Source organism: Verrucosispora sp. WMMD703, assembly GCF_049178935.1.
Taxonomy (GTDB): Bacteria; Actinomycetota; Actinomycetes; order Mycobacteriales; family Micromonosporaceae; genus Micromonospora; species Micromonospora sediminimaris.
Genome location: NZ_JBMHMM010000004.1, coordinates 5,800,522 through 5,821,548, shown reverse-complemented (window position 1 = coordinate 5,821,548; position 21,027 = coordinate 5,800,522). Strand labels below are relative to the sequence as shown.

General features: G+C 71.3%; 17 protein-coding genes. 8 read left to right on the top strand and 9 right to left on the bottom strand.

What is annotated here, in order from left to right:
• Positions 1-254: 254 nt before the first annotated feature.
• From ACN26Z_RS26990 to ACN26Z_RS26980, 3 genes are all read left to right on the top strand, one after another.
• Positions 255-1,115, top strand: coding sequence for a bifunctional methylenetetrahydrofolate dehydrogenase/methenyltetrahydrofolate cyclohydrolase (locus ACN26Z_RS26990; protein ID WP_093405019.1), 861 nt, complete (start codon positions 255-257; stop codon positions 1,113-1,115).
• 80 nt (positions 1,116-1,195) lie between these two features.
• Positions 1,196-2,146, top strand: coding sequence for a malate dehydrogenase (locus ACN26Z_RS26985; RefSeq protein ID WP_282236895.1), 951 nt, complete (start codon positions 1,196-1,198; stop codon positions 2,144-2,146).
• 187 nt (positions 2,147-2,333) lie between these two features.
• Positions 2,334-3,551, top strand: coding sequence for an NADP-dependent isocitrate dehydrogenase (locus tag ACN26Z_RS26980; protein ID WP_093405024.1), 1,218 nt, complete (start codon positions 2,334-2,336; stop codon positions 3,549-3,551).
• Positions 3,552-3,889: 338 nt separating this feature from the next.
• Here the strand turns inward: ACN26Z_RS26980 and galT are convergent, their stop codons facing one another.
• From galT to ACN26Z_RS26960, 4 genes are all read right to left on the bottom strand, one after another.
• Positions 3,890-4,966: a galactose-1-phosphate uridylyltransferase gene (gene galT / locus ACN26Z_RS26975; protein ID WP_421463948.1), complete on the bottom strand. Its 1,077-nt coding sequence runs from the start codon at positions 4,964-4,966 to the stop codon at positions 3,890-3,892.
• Entirely contained in the window at positions 4,963-5,751 is a 789-nt protein-coding gene (locus tag ACN26Z_RS26970) for a DeoR/GlpR family DNA-binding transcription regulator (RefSeq protein ID WP_282236897.1), read from the bottom strand. Before ACN26Z_RS26970 ends, galT begins: the two co-directional genes overlap by 4 nt.
• 95 nt (positions 5,752-5,846) lie before the next feature.
• The gene (gene cysC, locus ACN26Z_RS26965) at positions 5,847-7,376 is read right to left on the bottom strand and encodes an adenylyl-sulfate kinase (protein WP_421463946.1); all 1,530 of its coding nucleotides are present in this window, start codon (positions 7,374-7,376) and stop codon (positions 5,847-5,849) included.
• A 128-nt stretch (positions 7,377-7,504) separates the two neighbouring features.
• Entirely contained in the window at positions 7,505-8,080 is a 576-nt protein-coding gene (locus ACN26Z_RS26960; RefSeq protein ID WP_421463944.1) for a DM13 domain-containing protein, read from the bottom strand.
• A gap of 177 nt (positions 8,081-8,257) precedes the next feature.
• Here ACN26Z_RS26960 and ACN26Z_RS26955 point away from each other — a divergent pair, with 177 nt between their 5' ends.
• From ACN26Z_RS26955 to ACN26Z_RS26940, 4 genes are read left to right on the top strand one after another with little or no spacing between them, the layout of a single operon-like run.
• Entirely contained in the window at positions 8,258-9,172 is a 915-nt protein-coding gene (locus ACN26Z_RS26955; protein ID WP_396884766.1) for an ABC transporter ATP-binding protein, read from the top strand.
• Entirely contained in the window at positions 9,165-10,046 is an 882-nt protein-coding gene (locus ACN26Z_RS26950; protein ID WP_396884765.1) for an ABC transporter permease, read from the top strand. Before ACN26Z_RS26955 ends, ACN26Z_RS26950 begins: the two co-directional genes overlap by 8 nt.
• Positions 10,043-10,996, top strand: coding sequence for an ABC transporter ATP-binding protein (locus ACN26Z_RS26945; RefSeq protein WP_421463942.1), 954 nt, complete (start codon positions 10,043-10,045; stop codon positions 10,994-10,996). Before ACN26Z_RS26950 ends, ACN26Z_RS26945 begins: the two co-directional genes overlap by 4 nt.
• A complete protein-coding gene (locus ACN26Z_RS26940) occupies positions 10,996-11,706 on the top strand; it encodes an ABC transporter permease (RefSeq protein WP_421463940.1) in 711 nt (236 codons plus the stop codon). The genes ACN26Z_RS26945 and ACN26Z_RS26940 overlap by 1 nt, the downstream gene beginning before the upstream one ends.
• Before the next feature lie 97 nt (positions 11,707-11,803).
• On the opposite strand, the gene valS is transcribed toward ACN26Z_RS26940, so the two are convergent.
• The 5 genes from valS to ACN26Z_RS26915 form a co-directional block, all read right to left on the bottom strand.
• Entirely contained in the window at positions 11,804-14,368 is a 2,565-nt protein-coding gene (valS, locus tag ACN26Z_RS26935) for a valine--tRNA ligase (RefSeq protein WP_421463938.1), read from the bottom strand.
• 57 nt (positions 14,369-14,425) lie between these two features.
• A complete protein-coding gene (locus ACN26Z_RS26930) occupies positions 14,426-16,303 on the bottom strand; it encodes an ABC transporter ATP-binding protein (protein ID WP_396884761.1) in 1,878 nt (625 codons plus the stop codon).
• The gene (locus ACN26Z_RS26925) at positions 16,300-18,150 is read right to left on the bottom strand and encodes an ABC transporter ATP-binding protein (RefSeq protein WP_093405050.1); all 1,851 of its coding nucleotides are present in this window, start codon (positions 18,148-18,150) and stop codon (positions 16,300-16,302) included. Before ACN26Z_RS26925 ends, ACN26Z_RS26930 begins: the two co-directional genes overlap by 4 nt.
• Positions 18,151-18,217: 67 nt before the next feature.
• Positions 18,218-18,733, bottom strand: coding sequence for a methylated-DNA--[protein]-cysteine S-methyltransferase (locus tag ACN26Z_RS26920; RefSeq protein ID WP_421464731.1), 516 nt, complete (start codon positions 18,731-18,733; stop codon positions 18,218-18,220).
• Positions 18,734-18,832: 99 nt separating this feature from the next.
• Positions 18,833-20,326 carry a DNA-3-methyladenine glycosylase 2 family protein gene (locus ACN26Z_RS26915; protein ID WP_421463935.1) on the bottom strand — a complete coding sequence of 498 codons (1,494 nt, stop codon included), beginning with the start codon at positions 20,324-20,326 and terminating at the stop codon, positions 18,833-18,835.
• 153 nt (positions 20,327-20,479) lie between these two features.
• Here ACN26Z_RS26915 and ACN26Z_RS26910 point away from each other — a divergent pair, with 153 nt between their 5' ends.
• Positions 20,480-20,962: a hypothetical protein gene (locus ACN26Z_RS26910; RefSeq protein ID WP_093405057.1), complete on the top strand. Its 483-nt coding sequence runs from the start codon at positions 20,480-20,482 to the stop codon at positions 20,960-20,962.
• The last annotated feature ends 65 nt before the right edge of the window (positions 20,963-21,027 follow it).

The window sequence follows — 21,027 nt, the reverse complement described above, 5'->3', positions numbered from 1 at the left end:
CCGGCTTGAAGTGCGGAGATATGGACCGATTGGGCGACGTTGGCGGCCCGGTGGGGCGCCTGGTCTTGGCCCGTCATGATCGTCGGATTGTGGGCCTTCGTGTCCGCACGTCCGGAACCGAGGTGTTCGGCTCCACATATTGTCACGCTAAGTGACGAATCACACCTCACGCAAAGTAGTCCGGCTGGACGGCTGGCTGGTCGGGTCGTCGAGGTCGGGGGAGCCGGTGGCGGCGGGCGTGAGACGATCTGCTCGTGACGGCGACGCTTCTGGACGGCAAGGCGACCGCGGCCGAGATCAAGGACGAGCTGCGGGCGCGGGTGAAGGCGCTGGCGGAACGGGGCACCGTGCCGGGGCTCGGCACGGTGCTGGTCGGGTCCGATCCGGGCTCCCAGGCGTACGTCAACGGCAAGCACCGGGACTGCGCCGAGGTCGGCATCGCCTCGATCCGTCGGGAGTTGCCGGCCGACGCCACCCAGGAGCAGGTCGACCAGGTTCTCGCCGAGCTGAACGCCGATCCGGCCTGCCACGGCTACATCGTCCAACTGCCGTTGCCGGCACACCTGGACACGCAGCGGGTGCTGGAGCTGATCGACCCGGACAAGGACGCGGACGGCCTGCACCCGGTCAACCTTGGTCGGCTGGTGCTCGGTTACGATGCGCCGCTGCCCTGCACCCCGCGCGGCATCGTGGAGTTGCTCCGTCGGCACGACGTGCCGCTGCGCGGCGCCAACGTGGCGGTGGTGGGTCGGGGCAACACCGTCGGACGCCCGCTGGGGCTGCTGTTGACGCGGCGGAGCGAGAACGCCACAGTCACCCTCTGCCACACCGGCACCCTGGATCTGGCCGCGCACACCCGGGCCGCCGACATCGTGATCGTGGCGGCGGGCGTACCCGGCCTGCTCACCGCGGACATGATCAACCCGGGTGCCGTCGTGGTCGACGTGGGCATCACCCGGGTGATCGGTTCCGACGGCAAGGGCCGCTACACCGGCGACGTGGACCCGGAGGTCGCCGAGGTGGCCGGCAAGCTGGTGCCGATGCCCGGCGGGGTCGGACCGATGACCCGGGCCATGTTGCTCACCAATGTCGTGGAGCGGGCCGAACGCTCATAACCGTCCGCCCCTGGCCCGATCGGTGCCAGGATGGCTGATACGGTCCGGAAAACCGACTGGTATCAGGGAGTGGGACGACCATGGGTAAGAAGGTCACTGTCGTCGGGGCCGGATTCTACGGCTCCACCACCGCGCAGCGCCTGGCCGAGTACGACGTCTTCGACACCGTCGTGATCACCGACATCATCGAGGGCAAGCCCGCGGGTATCGCCCTCGACCTCAACCAGTCGCGTGCTGTGGAGGGCTTCGAGACCACTGTCGTCGGGGTCACGACCGGCCCGAACGGTGAGGGCTACGAGGGCATCGAGGGCTCGGACGTGGTCGTCATCACCGCCGGCCTGCCGCGGAAGCCCGGGATGAGCCGGATGGACCTGCTGGAGACCAACGCCAAGATCGTCCGCCAGGTCGCCGAGAACGTGGCCAAGTACGCCCCGAACGCCGTCGTCATCGTGGTCTCCAACCCGCTCGACGAGATGACCGCGCTGGCCCAGATCGCCACCCAGTTCCCGCGCAACCGGGTGCTCGGTCAGGCCGGCATGCTGGACACCGCCCGGTTCACCAACTTCGTCGCCGAGGCGTTGCAGGTGCCGGTGAAGTCGGTGAAGACGCTGACCCTGGGCTCGCACGGCGACACCATGGTTCCGGTGCCGTCGCAGAGCAGTGTGAACGGCAAGCCGCTGCGCGAGGTGATGCCGGCCGAGCAGATCGAGGACCTGGTCGTACGTACCCGCAACGGTGGTGCCGAGGTGGTGGCCCTGCTCAAGACGGGGTCGGCGTACTACGCCCCGTCGGCGGCAGCGGCCCGGATGGCGAAGGCGGTCGCGGAGGACTCCGGCGAGGTCATGCCGGTATGTGCCTGGGTCGACGGCGAGTACGGCATCTCCGGTGTCTACCTGGGCGTCGAGGCCGAGATCGGTGCTCAGGGCGTCAAGCGCGTGGTGGAGACCGACCTCGACGCCGACGAGCTGGCCGCCCTCAAGGAGGCCGCCGAGGCCGTCCGCGCCAAGCAGGCCGACGTCGCGTCCATGTGACCGCACGAAATGAGTCGATCAAGAGGTTTGCGTCTCGGGAAAGCTGATCCGAGACGCAAACCCCTTGATCAATCTGGCGGTTCGCCGGTGGAGGCACGGGCCGACCGGTGGGCGCGGCGTTCCTTGTCCGAGCCGATCCAGTACGCTCGTACTGCTTGAGCATGTCCCCTGAGAGGAGCGCCGGCCGATGGCGAAGATCAAGGTAAACAACCCGGTCGTGGAGCTCGACGGCGACGAGATGACCCGGATCATCTGGAAGCAGATCCGGGAGCAGCTGATCCTGCCCTACCTCGACGTCGACCTGCACTACTACGACCTCTCGATCCAGCACCGCGACGCCACCGACGACCAGGTGACCGTCGACGCCGCGAACGCAATCAAGGAGCACGGCGTCGGCGTCAAGTGCGCCACCATCACCCCGGACGAGGCGCGGGTCGAGGAGTTCGGCCTGAAGAAGATGTGGCGGTCGCCGAACGGCACCATCCGTAACATCCTCGGCGGCGTCGTCTTCCGCGAGCCGATCATCATGTCCAACGTGCCGCGGCTCGTCCCCGGGTGGACCAAGCCGATCATCATTGGCCGGCATGCCCACGGCGACCAGTACAAGGCCACCGACTTCGTGGTCCCGGGCCCGGGCACGGTGACCATCACCTACACGCCCGCCGACGGCTCGCAGCCGGTCGAGATGGAGGTCGCCAACTTCCCCGGCGGCGGCATCGCGATGGGCATGTACAACTACGACGAGTCGATCCGGGACTTCGCCCGGGCCTCGTTCCGCTACGGCCTGGACCGCAACTACCCGGTCTACATGTCCACCAAGAACACCATCCTCAAGGCGTACGACGGCCGGTTCAAGGACATCTTCGCCGAGGTGTTCGAGAACGAGTTCAAGGCCGAGTTCGACGCCGCCGGCCTCACCTACGAGCACCGGCTCATCGACGACATGGTCGCCGCCGCGCTCAAGTGGGAGGGCGGCTACGTCTGGGCCTGCAAGAACTACGACGGTGACGTGCAGTCCGACACCGTCGCGCAGGGCTTCGGCTCTCTCGGCCTGATGACCTCGGTCCTGCTCTCGCCCGACGGCCGTACCGTCGAGGCCGAGGCCGCTCACGGCACCGTCACCCGGCACTACCGCCAGTGGCAGAAGGGCGAGAAGACCTCGACCAACCCGATCGCCTCGATCTACGCCTGGACCCGTGGCCTGGCACACCGGGGCAAGCTGGACGGCACCCCGGCGGTCAGCGAGTTCGCCAACACGCTGGAGCAGGTCATCGTCGACACCGTCGAGGGCGGCCAGATGACCAAGGACCTCGCGCTGCTGATCTCGCGGGACGCCCCGTGGCAGACCACCGACGAGTTCATGAACACGCTCGACGAGAACCTGGCGCGCCGCCTGGCCGCCTGAGTCTCACCCGCAGTTCACCGAGCCCGCCGGCCCGAGCGCCGGCGGGCTCGGTGTATCCGGTACCCGCAGCGGCGGCGTGTCGCGACCGGACGCGCCCGTCGGCGTCACTTCGTCCGGCGCGCCTCGTTGACCTGGATGGACGAGATGCCAGTCCCGTCCTGGAAGGTTGACCGTCGCCACCGCGCGACTCGCGTGCCCAGCAGCCAGCCTTCCCGGCTGTCGAGTACAGCCAGCCGTCCCTTCCCCGCGGGGGGCCCTGTCCCGGGCCCCCCGCGCCCTGCTGTCCGCAGGGCCGTAGCTCCGGCCCTGCCCGGCGCGGCGACCGAGGCGTACCGCCGTCACATCGCGCGCAGCAACTCGGCGGCCCGCTCCGGGGCGATGTCGTTGATGAAGACCCCCATCGCCGACTCCGAGCCGGCGAGGTACTTCAGCTTGTCCGCCGCCCGTCGGACGCTGAACAGTTGCAGGTGCAGATGCCCCAGCTCACGCTCGACGCGGACCGGTGCCTGGTGCCAGGCTGCGATGTAGGGCATGGGCGTGTCGAACAGCCCGTCGAAGCGGCGCAGCAGGTCCAGGTAGAGCGGCCCGAAGGCGTCGCGTTCCGCCTCGGTCAGCGCCGGCAGGTCGGGCACCGCCCGGTGCGGCGCGACGTGCACCTCGAACGGCCACCGGGCGGCTGCCGGGACGTACGCCGTCCAGTGCGGGTTCGTCGCCACCACCCGCTCGCCGGCGGCGCGTTCGGCGGCCAGCACGTCGGCGTAGAGGTTGCCGCCGCCGGTGCGCTCGGCGTGCCGGCGGGCCGCGCCCAGCAGTGACCGGGTCCGTGGGGTGACGAACGGGTACGCGTAGATCTGCCCGTGCGGGTGGTGCAGCGTCACCCCGATCTCCACCCCCCGATTCTCGAAGCAGAAGACCTGTTCGACGCCGGGCAGCCCGCCGAGCACGGTGGTCCGGTCGGCCAGCGCGTCCAGCACCGTACGCACCCGGCTCGGCGGTAGCGCGGCGAAGGAGGCGTCGTGGTCGTCGGTGAAGCAGACCACCTCACAGCGCCCCTGCCCCGGGCGGACCGGAGTGAACGGGGTGATCGCGGCCGGCTCGGCCACCACCCGCCCGCTCAGCGCCGGAAACCGGTTCTCGAAGACCGCGACCGCGTACTCCGGGGCCGGGATCTCGCTGAGCCGGTCCGGCGTCGAGGGGCAGAGCGGGCACTGGTCGGCCGGGGGAAGGAAGGTCCGGGTCTGCCGGTGCACCGCCAGCGCCACCCACTCGTCGGTGAGCGGGTCGTAGCGCAGTTGGGAGGCGGGTGGGGGAGGCGGCAACGCGCGCCGGTCCGGCTGGTCCCGGACGGCGTCGTCGCGCTCGTCGAAGTAAATCAGTTCGCGGCCGTCGGCCAGGCTGATCGCCGTACGTTTCATCGCAATGTCCCGCCTTCGGTGACCGGCACGACGATCAGCTCGCCGACCCGGTCGGTGAGCAGTCGTCGGGCCTCCGGTGCCAACCGGTCGTCGGTGACCAGCACGTCGGCCGTGTCCAGTTCGGCGATGGCGGAGATGCCGACCGTGCCCCACTTGGTGTGGTCGGCGAGCACCACCAACCGGTCCGCCGCCGCGACCAGGGCCCGGTTCGTCTCGGCCTCGGTCAGATTCGGGGTGGTGAAGCCGGTCCGCTCGGTCATCCCGTGCACGCCGAGGAAGAGCAGATCCAGGTGCAGGGTCCGGACGGCGCCGACGGCCAGCGGCCCGACCAGGGCGTCGGAGGGGGTGCGAACCCCGCCGGTCAGCACCACCGTCTGGTCGGTGCGGCCCCGCTGGTGCAGGATGTCGGCCACCGGCAGCGAGTTGGTCACCACGGTCAGGGCCGGCACGGCGATCAGCTGCCGGGCCAGTTCGGCGGTGGTGGTGCCGGCGGAGAGCGCGATCGCCGCTCCGGGCCGGACCAGCTTCGTGGCACGCGCCGCGATGGCCGTCTTCTCGGCCTGCTGGCGTACCGACTTGGCCCGGAAACCCGGCTCGTCCGTGGCGCCGGTTGCGGTGGCGCCGCCGTGCACCTTGGCGAGCAGGCCACGTTCGTGCAGCAGGTCCAGGTCACGGCGGATGGTCATGTCGGAGACGCCGAACTCGGCGGCCAACTCGCCGACGCGTACGCCGCCGGTCACGCGGACCCGATCGAGGATCGCCGCATGGCGCTGCCGCGCGAGCATCGACCCCTCCCGGCCTCACATGAGCGAACAGATCCGAACAGAAACAAACATTAGCGCTCAGGGTCGACCACGGGGAAGGGAGGATGCTTCCGGGGTCAGATCGCGGGCAGGCGCGGCTCCACCCAACCGGTCTCGGTCAGATGGTGCAGGACCCGTCGTACCGCCTCGTCGACGGAGAGATCGGTGGTGTCGAGCACCAGGTCCGCGTCGGTCGGCTCCTCGTACGGGTCGTCGATGCCGGTCATCCCGGTGAGCAGTCCCGCCCGGGCGCGGGCATACAGGCCCTTACGGTCGCGCTTCTCGCAGACCTCCAGCGGAGTGGCGACGTGCACCAGCACGAACCCGGCGCCGGCCGCCATCGCCATCTCCCGGGCGGTCGCCCGGGCCTGGGCGTACGGGGCGATCGGGCAGCAGATGCCAATGCCGTGGTGCCGGGCGATCTCGGCGGCGACCCACCCGATGCGACGCACGTTGGTGTCCCGGTCGGCCTTGCTGAAGCCCAGCCCGGCGGTCAACTCGCGACGAACCACGTCACCGTCGAGCAGCGTGACCGTCCGCTCGCCCTCCTCACGCAGCGCGTCGGCGAGCCCCCGGGCGACTGTCGACTTGCCGGAACCGGAGAGCCCGGTCAGGAACACCACCAGGCCGCGGTGCCGCCGGGGCGGCCGGGCCCGGCTCAGCTCCTTCGCCACCGCCGGGGGAGTGTGCCACTCGGGCAGCGGGAACCCGCGGTCCAGCAGGTCTTCGATCTCCGCCTGGCTCAACGCCAGCCGTCGGTTGCGGGGCGGGATGTCGTCGCGCCAGCGCCACTGGCCGTCCCGGTTGTCGTAGGCCAACTCGCGGGGCACCAGCACGCGCAGCCCGGCCCCGGAAAGCATCTCGCCGGTGGAGAGCAGGTGGGTGACGCCGTACGCGGCGGAGACCCGGGCAAGCAGCAGGGCGTCACTGATCTCGTCGCGTCGCCGGGAGAACGGCACGGCTACCAGGGTCGCCGGCGGCATCCGGTCCCGGGCGGCGAACACGCTGCGGACCAGCGCCTCCGGCGGTAGTCCACCGGTGCCGTCCTCGCCCACCGGAATCATGATCAGCAGGTGAGCGCTCAGGGTGCGTACGGCATGTGCGATCTGCGCCAGTTGCGGCCGGTGCAGCGGCCGGTCGGCGACCACCCCGAGCACCCGGCCGGGCGGCAGCAGCGCACGGATCTCCTCAGGCGTACGCCGCAGCCGCTGGAACGGACCGTGGGCGCCGTCGCCCAGCCGGCGCACGGTGCCGCCGACCCCGGCCACGCCGTCGCGGATCGTCCAGGCGTCGGTCACCTCCAGGGCCGCCATCGGTGCGCCCTCGCTGTCGGTGAGCACCAGCGTCCGGCGGCCCGGGTCGGCGAGGTCGAGCTGCTGCACCACCGTCGCGGGCACCTGGAGCGGGACGGCGACCGGCCACGGGGAGTCGTCGACGAGCCGGCCCCGGCGGCTGACCGAGACGAGGTCGGCCCGGGTCATGAACCCGACCAGCGGCGCGTACGCACCGATCAGCAGCAGCTCGAGATCCGCGAGCTCACCGGGACGCGGCGTGTACGTCGGTGCTTCCCGCAGCACCTCGTCGGGCAGCACCCACCCGTTGCTCATCAGACCCCCAACTCCGGCGACCGGCACACAGTTTCGCAGCCGGTCGCCGATCGGTCGAGAGCGCCACCATGCCCGCCGTGCCACTGCTGTCGACGGGCCGCTTCGCGATGTCGTACGCGTTCGGCCGCTCAGCCCAGCGTGGCCGCGCCGAACGAGACCGCGAACCGCTTGCACCAGATGGAAACGCTTGTCAGGTCCGCCAGCTCGACATCGTTCGGGATCGGGTAACCCTGGTCGCCGCGATTGCCCTTGAGCCGCCCCAACTCGACCCAGTGGCCGTCGTCGAACACGTGCCACCCGTCCCGGCCCTCGATCACCGGCTGGTCGGTCAGCCACACCCGCAGGTCCGGGCCGTTGGAGGTGTCCAGACCCACCAACTCCAGCCGGTGCTGCCCGTCGGCGGTGCGTACGATCCGGGCGCTTCCGGAGGTGTCGTGCTCGTGGCTGATGAAGTCACCGGAGCTGACCAGGGTCGCCGCCGCGGCGTCGGGGGAGGCGGGCGGGGCGGAACTGGTCGGCGTGGCCGAACCGGTTGGTGCGGCGGAGGTCGCCGGGGTGGCGACCGTGGACAGCCGCTCGGCCACCTCGGCGTCGGTCAGCAGCTTCCACGGCTGGAACCAGTACAGGCCGAAGGCCGAACCGGCGGCCAGCACGGTGATCGCGATCCACGTGAGCGGGGTACGGAACAGGCGGCGAATGAGCATGTCCCAGTCTGTCGCGGCTGGTCGCGTGCTGTCAGCCGCGCAAATCTTACGAACTGCGAACCGACTGCCGACCGGTCGCGGCCGATCTCCCTAGGGGGAGGTGGCGTGCCGGTATCAGGGGAAACGGGGGTTGCTTCCGGAGCGCGGTGCATTGTCCGACCGCTCTAGGCTGACGACGTGACACTGATCGCAACCGAGTCGTTGACGAAGGTCTACGGCGGCGGAGTCACCGCACTGTCCGATCTGACGGTCGCGGTGGAACCAGGGATCGTCGGCCTGGTCGGCGCCAACGGCGCCGGCAAGTCCACTCTGATCAAGCTGCTGCTCGGCCTGCTCACTCCCACCCGTGGCCGGATACAGGTGCTGGGCCTGGACCCGACCGCCGACACGGCGGCCGTGCGGGCCCGGGTCGGCTACATGCCCGAACACGACTGCCTGCCGCCCGACCTTTCCGCCGCCGAACTGGTCACCCATCTGGGGCGGATCAGCGGCCTACCGCGCACGGTCGCCCGGGAACGGGCCTCCGAGGCGCTGCGCCACGTGGGTCTGCACGAGGAGCGCCACCGGCCGGTGGGCGGCTACTCCACCGGCATGAAGCAGCGGGTCAAGCTCGCTCAGGCGCTGGTGCACGATCCCGACCTGCTGCTGCTCGACGAGCCCACAAACGGTCTCGACCCGGCCGGGCGGGACGCGATGCTCGCACTGGTGCAGCGGATCGGCACCGAGTTCGGCATCTCCGTGCTGGTCTGCTCGCACCTGCTCGGTGAGGTCGAGCGGATCTGCGACACCCTGGTCGCCATCGAGGGCGGGCGGCTGCTGCGGGCCGACCACATCGCCGCCATGACCTCGGCCACCGACGTGCTCGCGGTCGAGGTCAGCGAGGGCACCGAGGCGCTGGCCACCCGGCTGGCCGCGCTCGACCTGCCGGTGGGCCGGGAGGGCAGGCTGCTGCTGGTGCCGCTGTCCGACGAGCGCACGTACGACCTGATCCTCGGTGCGGTGGCCGAGCTTGACCTGCCCCTGCACCGGCTGGACCAGCGCCGGCACCGGGTGGCCGAACTCTTCGCCCGGAGGGAGAACAGCCATGCCTGAGCCGACCGGCGTCATCCACGACATCGGCTACCAGCGCTACACCGGTCCCCGGCTCGGCCGCCGGCACGTCTTCGGGGCGCTGTACCTGCACGGTGTGCGGACCACCTTCGGGCTGGGGCGCAGCGCCAAAGCCAAGATCTTTCCCTGGCTGGTGGTCGGCATCGTGCTGCTGGTGGCCGCCGCGGTCACCGCGATCCGCAGCCAGATCGGCGAAGTGATCATGACGTACGCCCAGTTCGCCGACGCGATGAGCTGGCTGGTCATCTTCTTCGTCGCGGTGGCCGCGCCCGAGCTGGTATCCCGGGACATGCGCAGCGGTGTCCTGCCGCTGTACTTCTCCCGGCCGCTGCCGCACGCGGACTACCCGCTGGCCAAGCTGCTTGCCCTGGTCACCGCGCTTTTCCTGCTGCTCGGCGCGCCACAACTGCTGATGTTCCTCGGCGGTGCCTTCACCGCCGACGGCATGGGCGCGGTCTGGGACGAACTGCTCGACCTGCTGCCCGGGCTGCTCTACGCCGGGTTGTGGGCGGTGGTCTTCGCCTCGGTCGGTCTGCTGGTCGCCTCGATGACCGGAAAGCGTGCCTTCGCCGCCGGCGGGATCGTCGCCGTGTTCCTGATGACCACGCCCATCGTCGGCATCCTGTCGGTCCTGCCGTCGCAGGCGGCTAACCAGCTCGCCGGCATCGCCTCGCCGCCCACCCTGGTGCAGGGCGTCGGCCTCTGGACGATGCGCGACCTGCTGATCACCGAGTCCAACACCGCCGACCTCGACCTCGGGGCCTTCGGCCCGGTGTACGCGCTGGCCGCCGTCGCGCTCGTGGCGGGCTGCGTGGCCCTGCTGCTGGCCCGCTACAAGAAGGTGGCCGCACGATGACCATGACGAACACCGCACCGGCGGCCACCGCCACCACCACCAGCACCCTTGACCTCGCCGGGGTCTCCCGCTGGTACGGCAACGTGGTCGCGGTCAACAATGTGAGCATGAGCCTCGGGCCCGGGGTGACCGGGCTGCTCGGACCAAACGGGGCGGGCAAGACCACCCTGCTGCACATGATGGCCGGCTTCCTCACCCCGTCCCGGGGGCAGGTGACCCTGGACGGCCGGCCCACCTGGCGCAACCCGGAGGTATACCGGCGACTCGGCCTGGTCAGCGAGCGGGAGGCGGTGCACAGCTTCCTCACCGCGTTCGAGTTCGTGCTGGCCACCGCGAAGCTGCACAAGCTGCCGGATCCGCAGGCCGCCGCCCGCCGCGCCATCGACCTGGTGGAGATGGCCGACGCCCAGGACCGCCGCATCGGCACGTACTCCAAGGGCATGCGGCAGCGCACCCGGGTGGCGGCGGCGCTGGTGCACGACCCGCAGGTGCTGCTGCTCGACGAGCCGTTCAACGGCATGGACCCGCGCCAGCGGTTGCACATGATGGAGCTGCTGCACTCTCTCGGCGACGCGGGCCGGACGATCCTGTTCAGCTCGCACATCCTGGAGGAGGTCGAGCAGGTCTCCGGCACGGTGCAGGTGATGGTCGCCGGTCGCCTCGCCGCCTCTGGCGACTTCCGGACCATCCGGCGGCTGATGACCAACCGGCCGCACGTCTTCGCCATCCGCTCCACCGACGACCGGGCGCTGGCCGTCGCGTTGATGGCCGAGCCGTCGGTCAGCGGGGTCGAGCTGGGCCGCGAGGGCCTGACCGTACGCGCCGGTGACTACGGCGCCTTCACCCGGATGCTGCCGAAGGTCGCCCTGGCCCGGGGCGTACGGGTCCAGCAACTGGTACCCGAGGACGAGTCCCTGGAGAGCGTCTTCTCCTACCTGGTGGAGGCCTGATGTCCACTGTCTCCTGGATCACGATGCGCGGCCTGTTCGGGCGTCGCCGATTCCTGCTGCTGCTTCCGCTTCCGATACTCCTGGTGGGGCTGGCGGTGCTCTCCCGGGCACTCGGGGTGACTCCCGCCGACTGGGGGCCGCCGGTGCTGGTCGGCCTCGGGTTGGCCGTGGTGCTCCCGGTGGTAGCCCTGATCGTCGGCACCGGCGTGCTCGGGGCCGAGATCGACGACGGCACGGTGGTGCACGTGCTCACCACGCCATTGCCGCGCTGGCAGATCGTGCTACCCAAGCTGGCCGTCGCGGCCGGGGCCACCGCGGTCACCGTCGCGGTCCCGCTGTTCGCGGCGGGCCTGCTGGCCGACTCGGTACGCCTCGGCGTGGCGCTCGCCGTCGCCGCGTCGGTAGGTGCGCTGGCCTACACCGCGCTGTTCGTGGCGGCCAGCCTGCTCACCCGGCGGCCGGTGCTGCTCGGCCTGGTCTACGTGCTGATCTGGGAAGGGCTGCTCAGCAACGTGGTCACCGGCACCCGGGTGCTGTCGATCCAGCACTACGTGATCGCCCTGGCCGACCGGCTCGCCCCGACCAACCTGCTCAGCACCACGGTCTCCGTGCCGGTGGCCGCCGTGATGACCGCGCTGATCATCGTCGCCGCCACCTTCCTCTCCATCGACCGCCTACGCTCCTTTTCAGTAGCCGGCGAAACCAGCTGACCCACCTCTAGGCGGGTGTCGGGAGGCAGCACTTTCGGGGGACGTGCTGCCTCCCCGGCTGTTGAGGCAGCACGTCCCCCGATGTTGCACGGCATCCTCAGAAGGCGCAGGCGATGACCAGGGTCGGGGTGCGGTCGGGGAGCAGGTCGAGCTTGGTGATGCGGCCGGCGGCGCGCAGGTCGTCGATTACCAGCGTGAGCTGGTCGAGTACGGCGGCCGGGCCGAGCGCCTCGGCCAGCGGCACCTCCGCCTTCATCGACAGCTTCCGTTCCGACTTGGCCCGGCGGACCTGCCCCAGCGCGTCGGCGGCGAGCCGCAGCAGGTGCGGGTCACCTTCGCCCTGGATCGCCCGGCCCACCTCGTACGTGGTCGGCCACGGCGCGCGGTGCACCGAACCGTACCGCCACCACAACCAGACCTCCTCGGTCGCGTACGGCAGCACCGGGGCGAAGAGCCGCAGCTGCACCGAGAGTGCGGTGGCCAGCGCCGCCCGGGCCGAGTCGGCCCCGGCTCCGCTGCCGTAGGCGCGTTCCTTCACCAACTCGATGTAGTCGTCGCAGAACCGCCAGAAGAACGACTCGGTGGCCTGGAGTGCGGCCGTGTGGTCGTACCCCTCGAACGCCGTCGTCGCGGTGGCCACCACCTCGGACAGTTCGGCGAGCATGGCCCGGTCGAGCGGTTCCGTCGCGGGTGCGCGCAGCGCGTCGGCGGCGCCCAGCCCGAGCGCGAACTTCGACGCGTTGAGCAGCTTGGTGGCCAACCGCCGGCCGATCCGGATCTGGGCCGGGTCGAAGGCCAGGTCGGTGCCGGGCTTGCCGCTGGCCGACCAGTACCGCACCGCGTCCGAGCCGTGCTGTTCAAGCAACGCCATCGGGGTCACCACGTTCCCCTTGGACTTCGACATCTTCTTGCGGTCCGGGTCGAGGATCCAGCCGGACAGCTCCGTCGTCCGCCAGGGCAGCACGCCGTGCTCCAGATGCGACCGGACCACTGTGGCGAACAGCCAGGTGCGGATGATGTCGTGCCCCTGCGGGCGCAGGTCCATCGGGAAGACCCGCCGGTACAGATCCGGGTCCCGTTCCCAACCGCCGACGATCTGCGGAGTCAGCGACGAGGTGGCCCAGGTGTCGAGCACGTCCGGGTCGCCGATGAAACCGCCCGGCACGCCGCGCTGCGACTCGTCGTACCCCGGTGGGGTGTCCTCGGACGGGTCGATCGGCAGCGCGGACTCCTCCGGCGTGAGAGGCTGGGCCCAGTCCGGTTCGCCAGCGTCGTCGAGCCGGTACCACACCGGCACCGGCACCCCGAAGTAGCGCTGCCGGCTGACCAGCCAGTCGCCGGTCAGGCCGCCCACCCAGTGTTCGTAGCGGTGTCGCATGTGCTCCGGCACCCAGCGCAGCTCCCGCCCGCGTGCCAGCAGATCCTCCCGCAGACCTGTGTCGCGGCCACCGTTGCGCAGATACCACTGCCGGGTCGAGACGATCTCCAGGGGCCGGTCGCCCCGCTCGTAGAACTTCACCGGGTGGGTGATCGGGCGCGGCTCGCCGACCAGGTCATCCGCCTCGGTCAGCTGCTCCACAACGGTCCGTCGGGCGCCGTTCACCGGCTGCCCGGCCAGCGCCGCGTACGGCTGCGCGGGCACCCCGGCCGGCGGCTCCGGCAACAGCCGGCCGTCCCGGCCGACGACTACCCGGGTGTCCAGGGCCAGTTCCCGCCACCAGGTCACGTCGGTCAGGTCACCGAAGGTGCAGACCATCGCGATGCCGGTGCCCTTGGCCGGGTCCGCCAGCGGATGCGCGCGCACCGGCACCTCCACCCCGAACACGGGGGTACGCACAGTCGTGCCGACCAGGTCCGCGTACCGCTCGTCGTCGGGGTGGCAGACCAGCGCGACGCAGGCCGGCAGCAGCTCCGGCCGGGTGGTGTCGATCAGCACCGCCCGCCCGCCCGGTCCGTGGAAGCGCAACCGGTGGTACGCGCCGGGGCGTTCCCGGTCCTCCAGTTCGGCCTGCGCCACGGCGGTGGCGAAACCGACGTCCCACAGCGTCGGCGCCTCGGCCTGGTACGCCTCGCCCCGGGCCAGGTTGCGCAGGAAGGCCCGCTGGGAGGTGGCCCGGGCCACCGGCCCGATTGTGGTGTACATCAACGACCAGTCCACCGACAGGCCGAGCCGCCGCCACAACGCCTCGAAGACCTGCTCGTCGGCGACGGTCAACCGTTCGCACAGCTCGATGAAGTTACGCCGGGAGATCGGGGTCGGGTTCTTCCGGGCGGCGTCGTTCACCGGTTCGGTCGGTGGTGCCCAGTCCGGGTCGTACGGCAGCGAGGGGTCACATCGCACCCCGTACACGTTCTGCACCCGACGTTCGGTGGGCAGGCCGTTGTCGTCCCAGCCGATTGGGTAGAAGACCGTCCGGCCGCGCATCCGCTGGAACCGGGCGATCAGGTCGGTGTGCGTGTACGAGAAGACATGCCCCATGTGCAGCTCGCCCGATACGGTCGGCGGCGGGGTGTCGATCGCGTATACGTCCGACCGCTGCCTGCTGCGGTCGAACGCGTACGTGCCCTCCTCCTGCCAGCGGCGCGACCAGGTCTCCTCGAGCCCGTCCAGAGCCGGACGCTCGGGGACGCCGGTGCGGGCCGTCCTCGCCGTATCAGTCATCCGTAGATCGTAGGCACCGGGACCGTGACGGGCACGCCATTACCTGATCACCAACGGTCAGAGCAGCGAGTCGCGCCACTGGCGGTGCAGGTCGGCGTACCGGCCCCCGCCGACGATCAGTTCGGCCGGCGGCCCGTCCTCGACGATCCGGCCCCGGTCGAGGACCAGGACCCGGTCGGCGGTCTCCACGGTCGAGAGCCGGTGCGCGATCACCAGCGCGGTCCGGTCCCGCAGGATGCTGCCGAGCGCCTGCTGCACCAGACGTTCGGTCGGCACGTCCAGCGACGAGGTGGCCTCGTCGAGGATCAGCACCGCCGGGTCGGCCAGGAACGCCCGGGCGAAGGCGACCAACTGCCGCTGCCCGGCGGAGAGCCGACCACCGCGCCGGTGGACCTCGGTCGCGTACCCGTCAGGCAGCGCCGAGATGAAGTCGTGCGCGCCGATCGCCCGGGCAGCGGCCTCGACGGCGGCGTCGTCGGCGTCCGGGCGACCGAACCGGATGTTGTCCGCGACGGTGCCGCCGTACAGGTGCGTCTCCTGGGTGACCAGCACCATCGCCCGACGCAGCTCCGCGTCGGCCACCTCGCGCAGGTCCACGCCGCCGAGAGTGACCGTGCCGCTGTCCGGGTCGTGGAACCGGGCGAGCAGCTTGGCGACGGTGGACTTGCCGGCGCCGGTCGGCCCGATCAGGGCCACGGTCTGCCCGGCCGGGATGGCGAGGTCCAGCTCGGTGAGGATCGGTGAGTCCGGGCGGTACCCGAACGACACCGCGTGGAAGCGGACCGCGCCGCGGGCCGGGCCGTCGGGCAGTGGCACGGGCCGGGTCGGTTCGGCGACCGAGGGCCGCTCGTCGAGCACCCCGGCGAGCTTCTCCAGCCCTGCCGTCGCCGACTGGAGCGAGTTGTAGAACTGGCTCAGCTCCTGCATCGGTTCGAAGAACCGGCGCAGGTAGAGCAGGAAGGCCGCGAGCACACCGACCCCGGTGTCGCCGCCCAGCACCCGGGCGCCGCCGTAGCAGAGCACCACCGCGACCGTGACGTTGCCGATCAGCTTGATGCCCGGTGAGTACGTCGCGATCAGGTGGAAGGCGTGCCGACTGGACCGACGGTAGTCGTCGTTGACCGAGTCGAAGATGTGTTGGTTGCGCGCCTGCCGGCGGTACGCCTGAACCGCCCGGATGCCCCGCATCGACTCGACGAAATGGACGATGACCAGTGCCATCGCCTCTCGGGTACGGCGATAGGCGGAGGCCGAGGCGCGGGCGAACCAGCGGGACAGCCAGAACAGCAGCGGGAAGGCGAGCAAAGTCACCGAGGCCAGCGGCAGGTCCAGCCAGAGCAGGATGCCGGCCACCGAGACGATCGTCAGGGCGGCCATCACCAGGCTCTCGACACCCCCGTCGACCAGCTCGGCGATCGAGTCGATGTCACTGGTCAGGCGCGAGATCATCCGCCCTGACGTGTATCGCTCGTGGAAAGCCACCGGCAGGTGCAGGAAGTGTGCGTACACCCGGCGGCGCAGGTCGAGCAGGACGGCCTGGCCGATGCGGGCGGAGATGGTGAGGAAGCCACGCCGGGCCGCGTACTCGATGCCGGCCGCGGCGGCGAACGACACGGCCACGGCGATCAACGGGCCGGGCTCGCCGGCCCGGAGCGGCTCGATCGCCCGGTCGATGCCGAGCATGACCAGGTACGGCCCGGACATGGCCGCGGCGTTCTGGGTCAACAGCAGCGCGACCGCCGTGCCCAGCCGGGCCCGGTGCGGGCGCAGCACGTCCGCCAGCAGCACCCGGCTGCGGGCCCGGAGCCGGGCCACCGCCGCCGGATCGCTGTCCTCGGCGAGGCTGCGGTCGGCGTTCGGGTCCGGTGCCACCCCCCGCCAGTGCGCCGGGTCCGCCTCGGGCGGTGGCTCCGGCACGGCCGACGCGGCGGTCACGAGAGCACCAGGGGAGAGCCGCCGGGCGTCGGATCGGTCGATGTCGGTGTGCCGGCGATCGACGCCGCGGCCGGCTCGGCGGAGAGCAGCCCACGATAGGTGGGAACGCCGGCGAGCAGCTCGGTGTGGGTGCCGACGGCGGTGATCCGGCCGTGCTCCAGCAACGCCACCCGGTCGGCCAGGGCGATCGTGGACGGACGGTGCACCACCAGCAGCGCGGTGGTGTTGCGCAGCACCCGCTTGAGCGCCGACTCCACCAACGCCTCGGTGTGCACGTCGAGCGCGGAAAGCGGGTCGTCGAGCACGAGCACCGCCGGTCGGATCAGCACCGCCCGGGCCAGGGCGAGTCGTTGCCGCTGGCCGCCGGAGAGCGACAGGCCCTGCTCCCCGAGCCGGGTACGCAACCCCCACGGCAGGTCGTACGCGAACTCGGCCTGGGCCAGTGCCAGCGCGGCCCGGACCTCGTCCTCGCCGGCGTCGGGCCGGCCCAGGGTGAGGTTCTCCCACACCGACATGGAGAACAGCGTCGGCTCCTCGAAGGCGACCCCGACCAGGCCGCGCAGCGACGCCAGCCGCAGGGCGCGCAGGTCGTGCCCGTCGAGGGTGATGCGGCCGGCGCTGACGTCGTGCAGTCGAGGTACCAGGGACAACAAGGTGCTCTTGCCGCTGCCGGTGGCGCCGACCACGGCCACGGTCTCGCCGGGCTCGACGGTGAGATCGAGGCCCCGCAACACCGGAACCGCGCTTCCCGGATAGCGGAAGCCCACCCCCTCGAAGCGGAGCCGACCGCGCACCGTCGAGCGCACCAGGGCGATGGCGACCGGACGATCCGCGATGGCTGGCCGGGTGTCCAGCACCTCCTGGATCCGGTCCGCGGCGGTGGCCGCCTCCTGCCCGTTGGCGATGATCCAGCCCAGCGACTGCACCGGCCAGATCAGCATCAGCTGAAGGCTGACGAAGGCGACGAGCTGACCGATGGTGAGCCGTCCGCCGGCGACCGCGGCTGCTCCGGCCACCAGGACCGTGCCCAGGGTCAGGTTCGGCACCAGGTCCAGCAGCGCCGAGGTGCGGGCGAGCAGCCTGCCCTTGCCGATCCCGGTGTCGTGCAGCGCCTCGGTGCTGGCGGCGAACCGGGCGGCCAGTTGTGGTCCCCGCCCGTACGCCTTCATCGTGCGTAGGCCCTGCGCGGTCTCCTCGACCAGCGTGGCCACGTCGCCCTGCTGGTCCTGCATGCGGCGGGACGCGACGTGGTAGTGCCGACCGAAGCGGCGGGCGATCAGGAACAGCGGGACCGCGCTGGCGGCCACCAGCATCCCCAGTGCGGGGTGCAACCGGATCAGCAGCACCACCACGACCAGGTAGGTGACCAGATTGAGTACGAGGAAGAACAGGCCGAAGGAGAGAAAGCGGCGCAGCACCGACAGGTCGCTTGTGATCCGGGAGAGCAACTGGCCGGACGGCCACCGGTCGTGGAAACTGGCCGAAAGTCCTTGCAGGTGGGCGTAGACATCGGTGCGGATGGCCGCCTCCATCGCCACCGAGGACGACGACTGCACCCATCGACGGATGAAGATCAGCAGGGCTTCGGCCAGGCCGAGCAGCAGTGCCAGCCCGGCCAGCAGGAACAGGCCGGTCAGGTCGCGCCGGGCCACCGGCCCGTCGACCACCCGTTGCGCCACCAGAGGTACGGCGATGCCGGCGCCCGTGGCGGCGAGCCCGGCCAGCATCAGCCACCCGAACTCGACGGCGTGTGGACGCAGATAGCGGCGCAGTCGCCAGAGGTTGCGCAGGGGATGTCGACGAATCTCGCCCCGGTCGGCCGGGCCGCCGCCGCTCCCCGCAGCCACTACCCGACGGTAGCCGCATCTGGCAGCAACGCCGGTGTCGGCTTGCTGTCAGCAGCGCGGTACGGGGCTAGCCGAGTCGCTCGTGGTCGAGGAGCCAGCGTTTCACCGGCAGCCCCCAGCGGTAGCCGCCGAGTGTGCCATCGGTGCGCAGCACCCGGTGGCAGGGGACGAACAGCGCGGCGGCGTTGCGGGCGCAGGCCGCCGCGGCGGCGCGCACCGCGGAGGGACGGCCGGCCAGGGCGGCGTACCCGGTGTAGGTGACGGGTGCGCCCGGTTTGACCTCGCGTAACACCCGCCAGGCATGGGACATGAACGCCCCGCCGGTGTGCTGTTCGACCGGGACGTCGTCGATCGCGGTCAGGTCGCCGTCGAGGTAATCGCTGACGGCTGCGGTGACCGGGCCGAGATCCGGCCGGTGTCGAGGCTCACCGCGCAGGCTCGGGTGTACGAGCGGCAGCAGGTTCGCCGGGTCCGGGGTGAAACCGGACGCCCGTACCGCGCCGTCCGGACCGACGAGAACGGTGAACGGCCCGGCGGGGGTGTCGATGACTCCGCTGTCGATCATGCTGCTCGTGGTGTTCATACTGCTCATGCGGCTCTCCAGGGTCGGATCGATGCTGGCCTGCCCAGGGCACCCAGGCTGGGTCGGGTGGTTGGATTCGGGCGGAGTCGGCGGCGGGGCTCACGCCGATCGCCAGAGACGGATCACGGCGTACGACCGCCAGGGGCGCCAGCGGACGGCGTACTCGTCGAGGGTCTTGGGGTTGTCGGTGAGGCCGAGGGTGGCGGCGCCCCGACGTAGCGCGAGGTCGGTGGGGAGGAACGTGTCGGGGTCGCCGAGCGCGCGCATGGCCAGGTAGCCGGCCGTCCAGCCGCCGATGCCAGGGATTTCGGTCAGCCGCCGCACCGTCTCCTCCCGGTCACCACCGGGCTCCAGGTCAAGCTCACCGGCCGCGACCGCCCGTGCCACCGCCCGGATCGTCTCACGCCGCCCCACCGGCATCCGAAACCCCGAATCGGCCACCCCCAGCACCTCCTCCGCCGTGGCGAACCCGTGCAGCGCCCCGCCCCGAGACCCCTCCTGCTGATCAAGAAGTTTGCGTCGACCGGGAACGCTCTCGGAGTCCACAACTTCTTGATCAACGGTGCCGGTGTGGGCGAGGAGGCGAGTGAGGGTGGTGCGGGCGGAGGCCAGGGAGACCTGTTGGGTGGCGATGGCGCGGACGGCGATCTCGAAGCCGTCCACCGCACGGGGGACGCGTACCCCAGGCTCGGCCGCCACCGTCGCGGCCAGCGCGGGATCGGCGGCGAGTGTCTGGTCGACGGCGAGCGGATCCGAGTCCAGGTCGAACAGGCGCCGGCAGCGGGCCACGGCGGGAGCCAGATCGCGCAGGTCGGTCAGGCGCAGCGTCGCCGCCACATGACCGACCGCCGGGCTCAGCGTGGCCTCTCCGGGGCCGTGCGGCAACCGCAACCCCCGCCGGTACGTACCGTCGACCACCTCGTCGACCCCGGGCAGCGTGCGACGGGCGAGGAAGTCGAGCAGCGCGGCGGCGTGCAGCGGCGGCCGGTACGCCAACCGCAGGGTGACCGTGCCCGCACCACCGACGACCGTGTCGTGTCCGCTACGCAGCTGCGACGGTGGTGCGCCGTAGACCGCGCGTACCGTGTCGTTGAACTGCCGGACGCTGCCGAACCCGGCGGCGAACGCGATCTCGGCCAGGCCCAGCCCGGTCGTCTCGATCAGGGTTCGGGCGGTCTGCGCGCGCTGAGCCCTGGCCAGCGCCAGCGGCCCCGCGCCGAGTTCCGCCCGCAGCATCCGGTGCAGGTGTCGCTCGGTGTAGCCGAGCCGGGCGGCCAGCCCCGGCACCCCGTCACGGTCGACCACACCGTCGGCGATCAGTCGCATCGCCCGGCCCACCACGTCGGCCCGTACGTCCCACTGGGGTGAACCGGGGGAGGCGTCCGGGCGGCAGCGACGGCAGGCGCGCAGCCCGGCCCGTTGGGCCGCCGCCGACGACGGGAAGAAACGCACATTACGCCGCTTCGGGGTCATCGCCGGACAGGACGGCCGGCAGTAGATCCCAGTCGAGGTCACGCCGGTGTAGAACCAGCCGTCGAACCGCTGGTCACGGCTGTCGACGGCCCGGTAACACCGTTCGAAGTCCAGTTCCACGTAACCGATGATGCGCCTGCTCCCGCCCACCCGGCTCGCGGAATTCGGACCACACCCTCCGTCTCGCGGCAAGGGCGGGCGGGCAGGGCAGGGGAGGGGAAGTGTCGGTTGTGGTGGGTAGCGTGCGGCCACCAACTCCAGAAGGGTGCGGCAATGGTTAGCGTGGCGGGTCGGGCGGCGTCGGGACACGAGCACCCACCACTCGACCCGACAGCGGTCCAGCGCTTCTACCGCCGGATGCGCGCCGTGGCGCCGGCCGCGGTCGGTGCCATCGAGCGGGACCGCGCCGATGATCCGGGTCGTGCCTTCGGCGACACCGCCTGCGGTCGGCTGGTCGGTTCGCTCGACCGGGACGGGGTGCGCGCGCTCGGGATGTGGGTGCATCACTGGTGCATGCGCTTCTATGACGACGACACCCGCGCCGCACTGCGGCTGCTCCGGGAGATCGCAGCTCGACCGGCCCTGGGCTGGACGGCCGACGAGGTCCACTGGATGCTCGGTGAGTCACGGCACGCCGCGCCCGCCGCCGACGCCCGTTTCACGCTCCCGCTGGCCGCCGCCGCCGAACTCGCCCCCGGTGCTCTCCGGATCGACCTGCTGGTGCCGCGCCAGGCGACACCCCGGCACGACCGGTGACACCAGCGGCGCCCTGCCACACCCTGACGGCGGGTCGGGCCTACCTGCCGGCGGCCGAGCGGTAC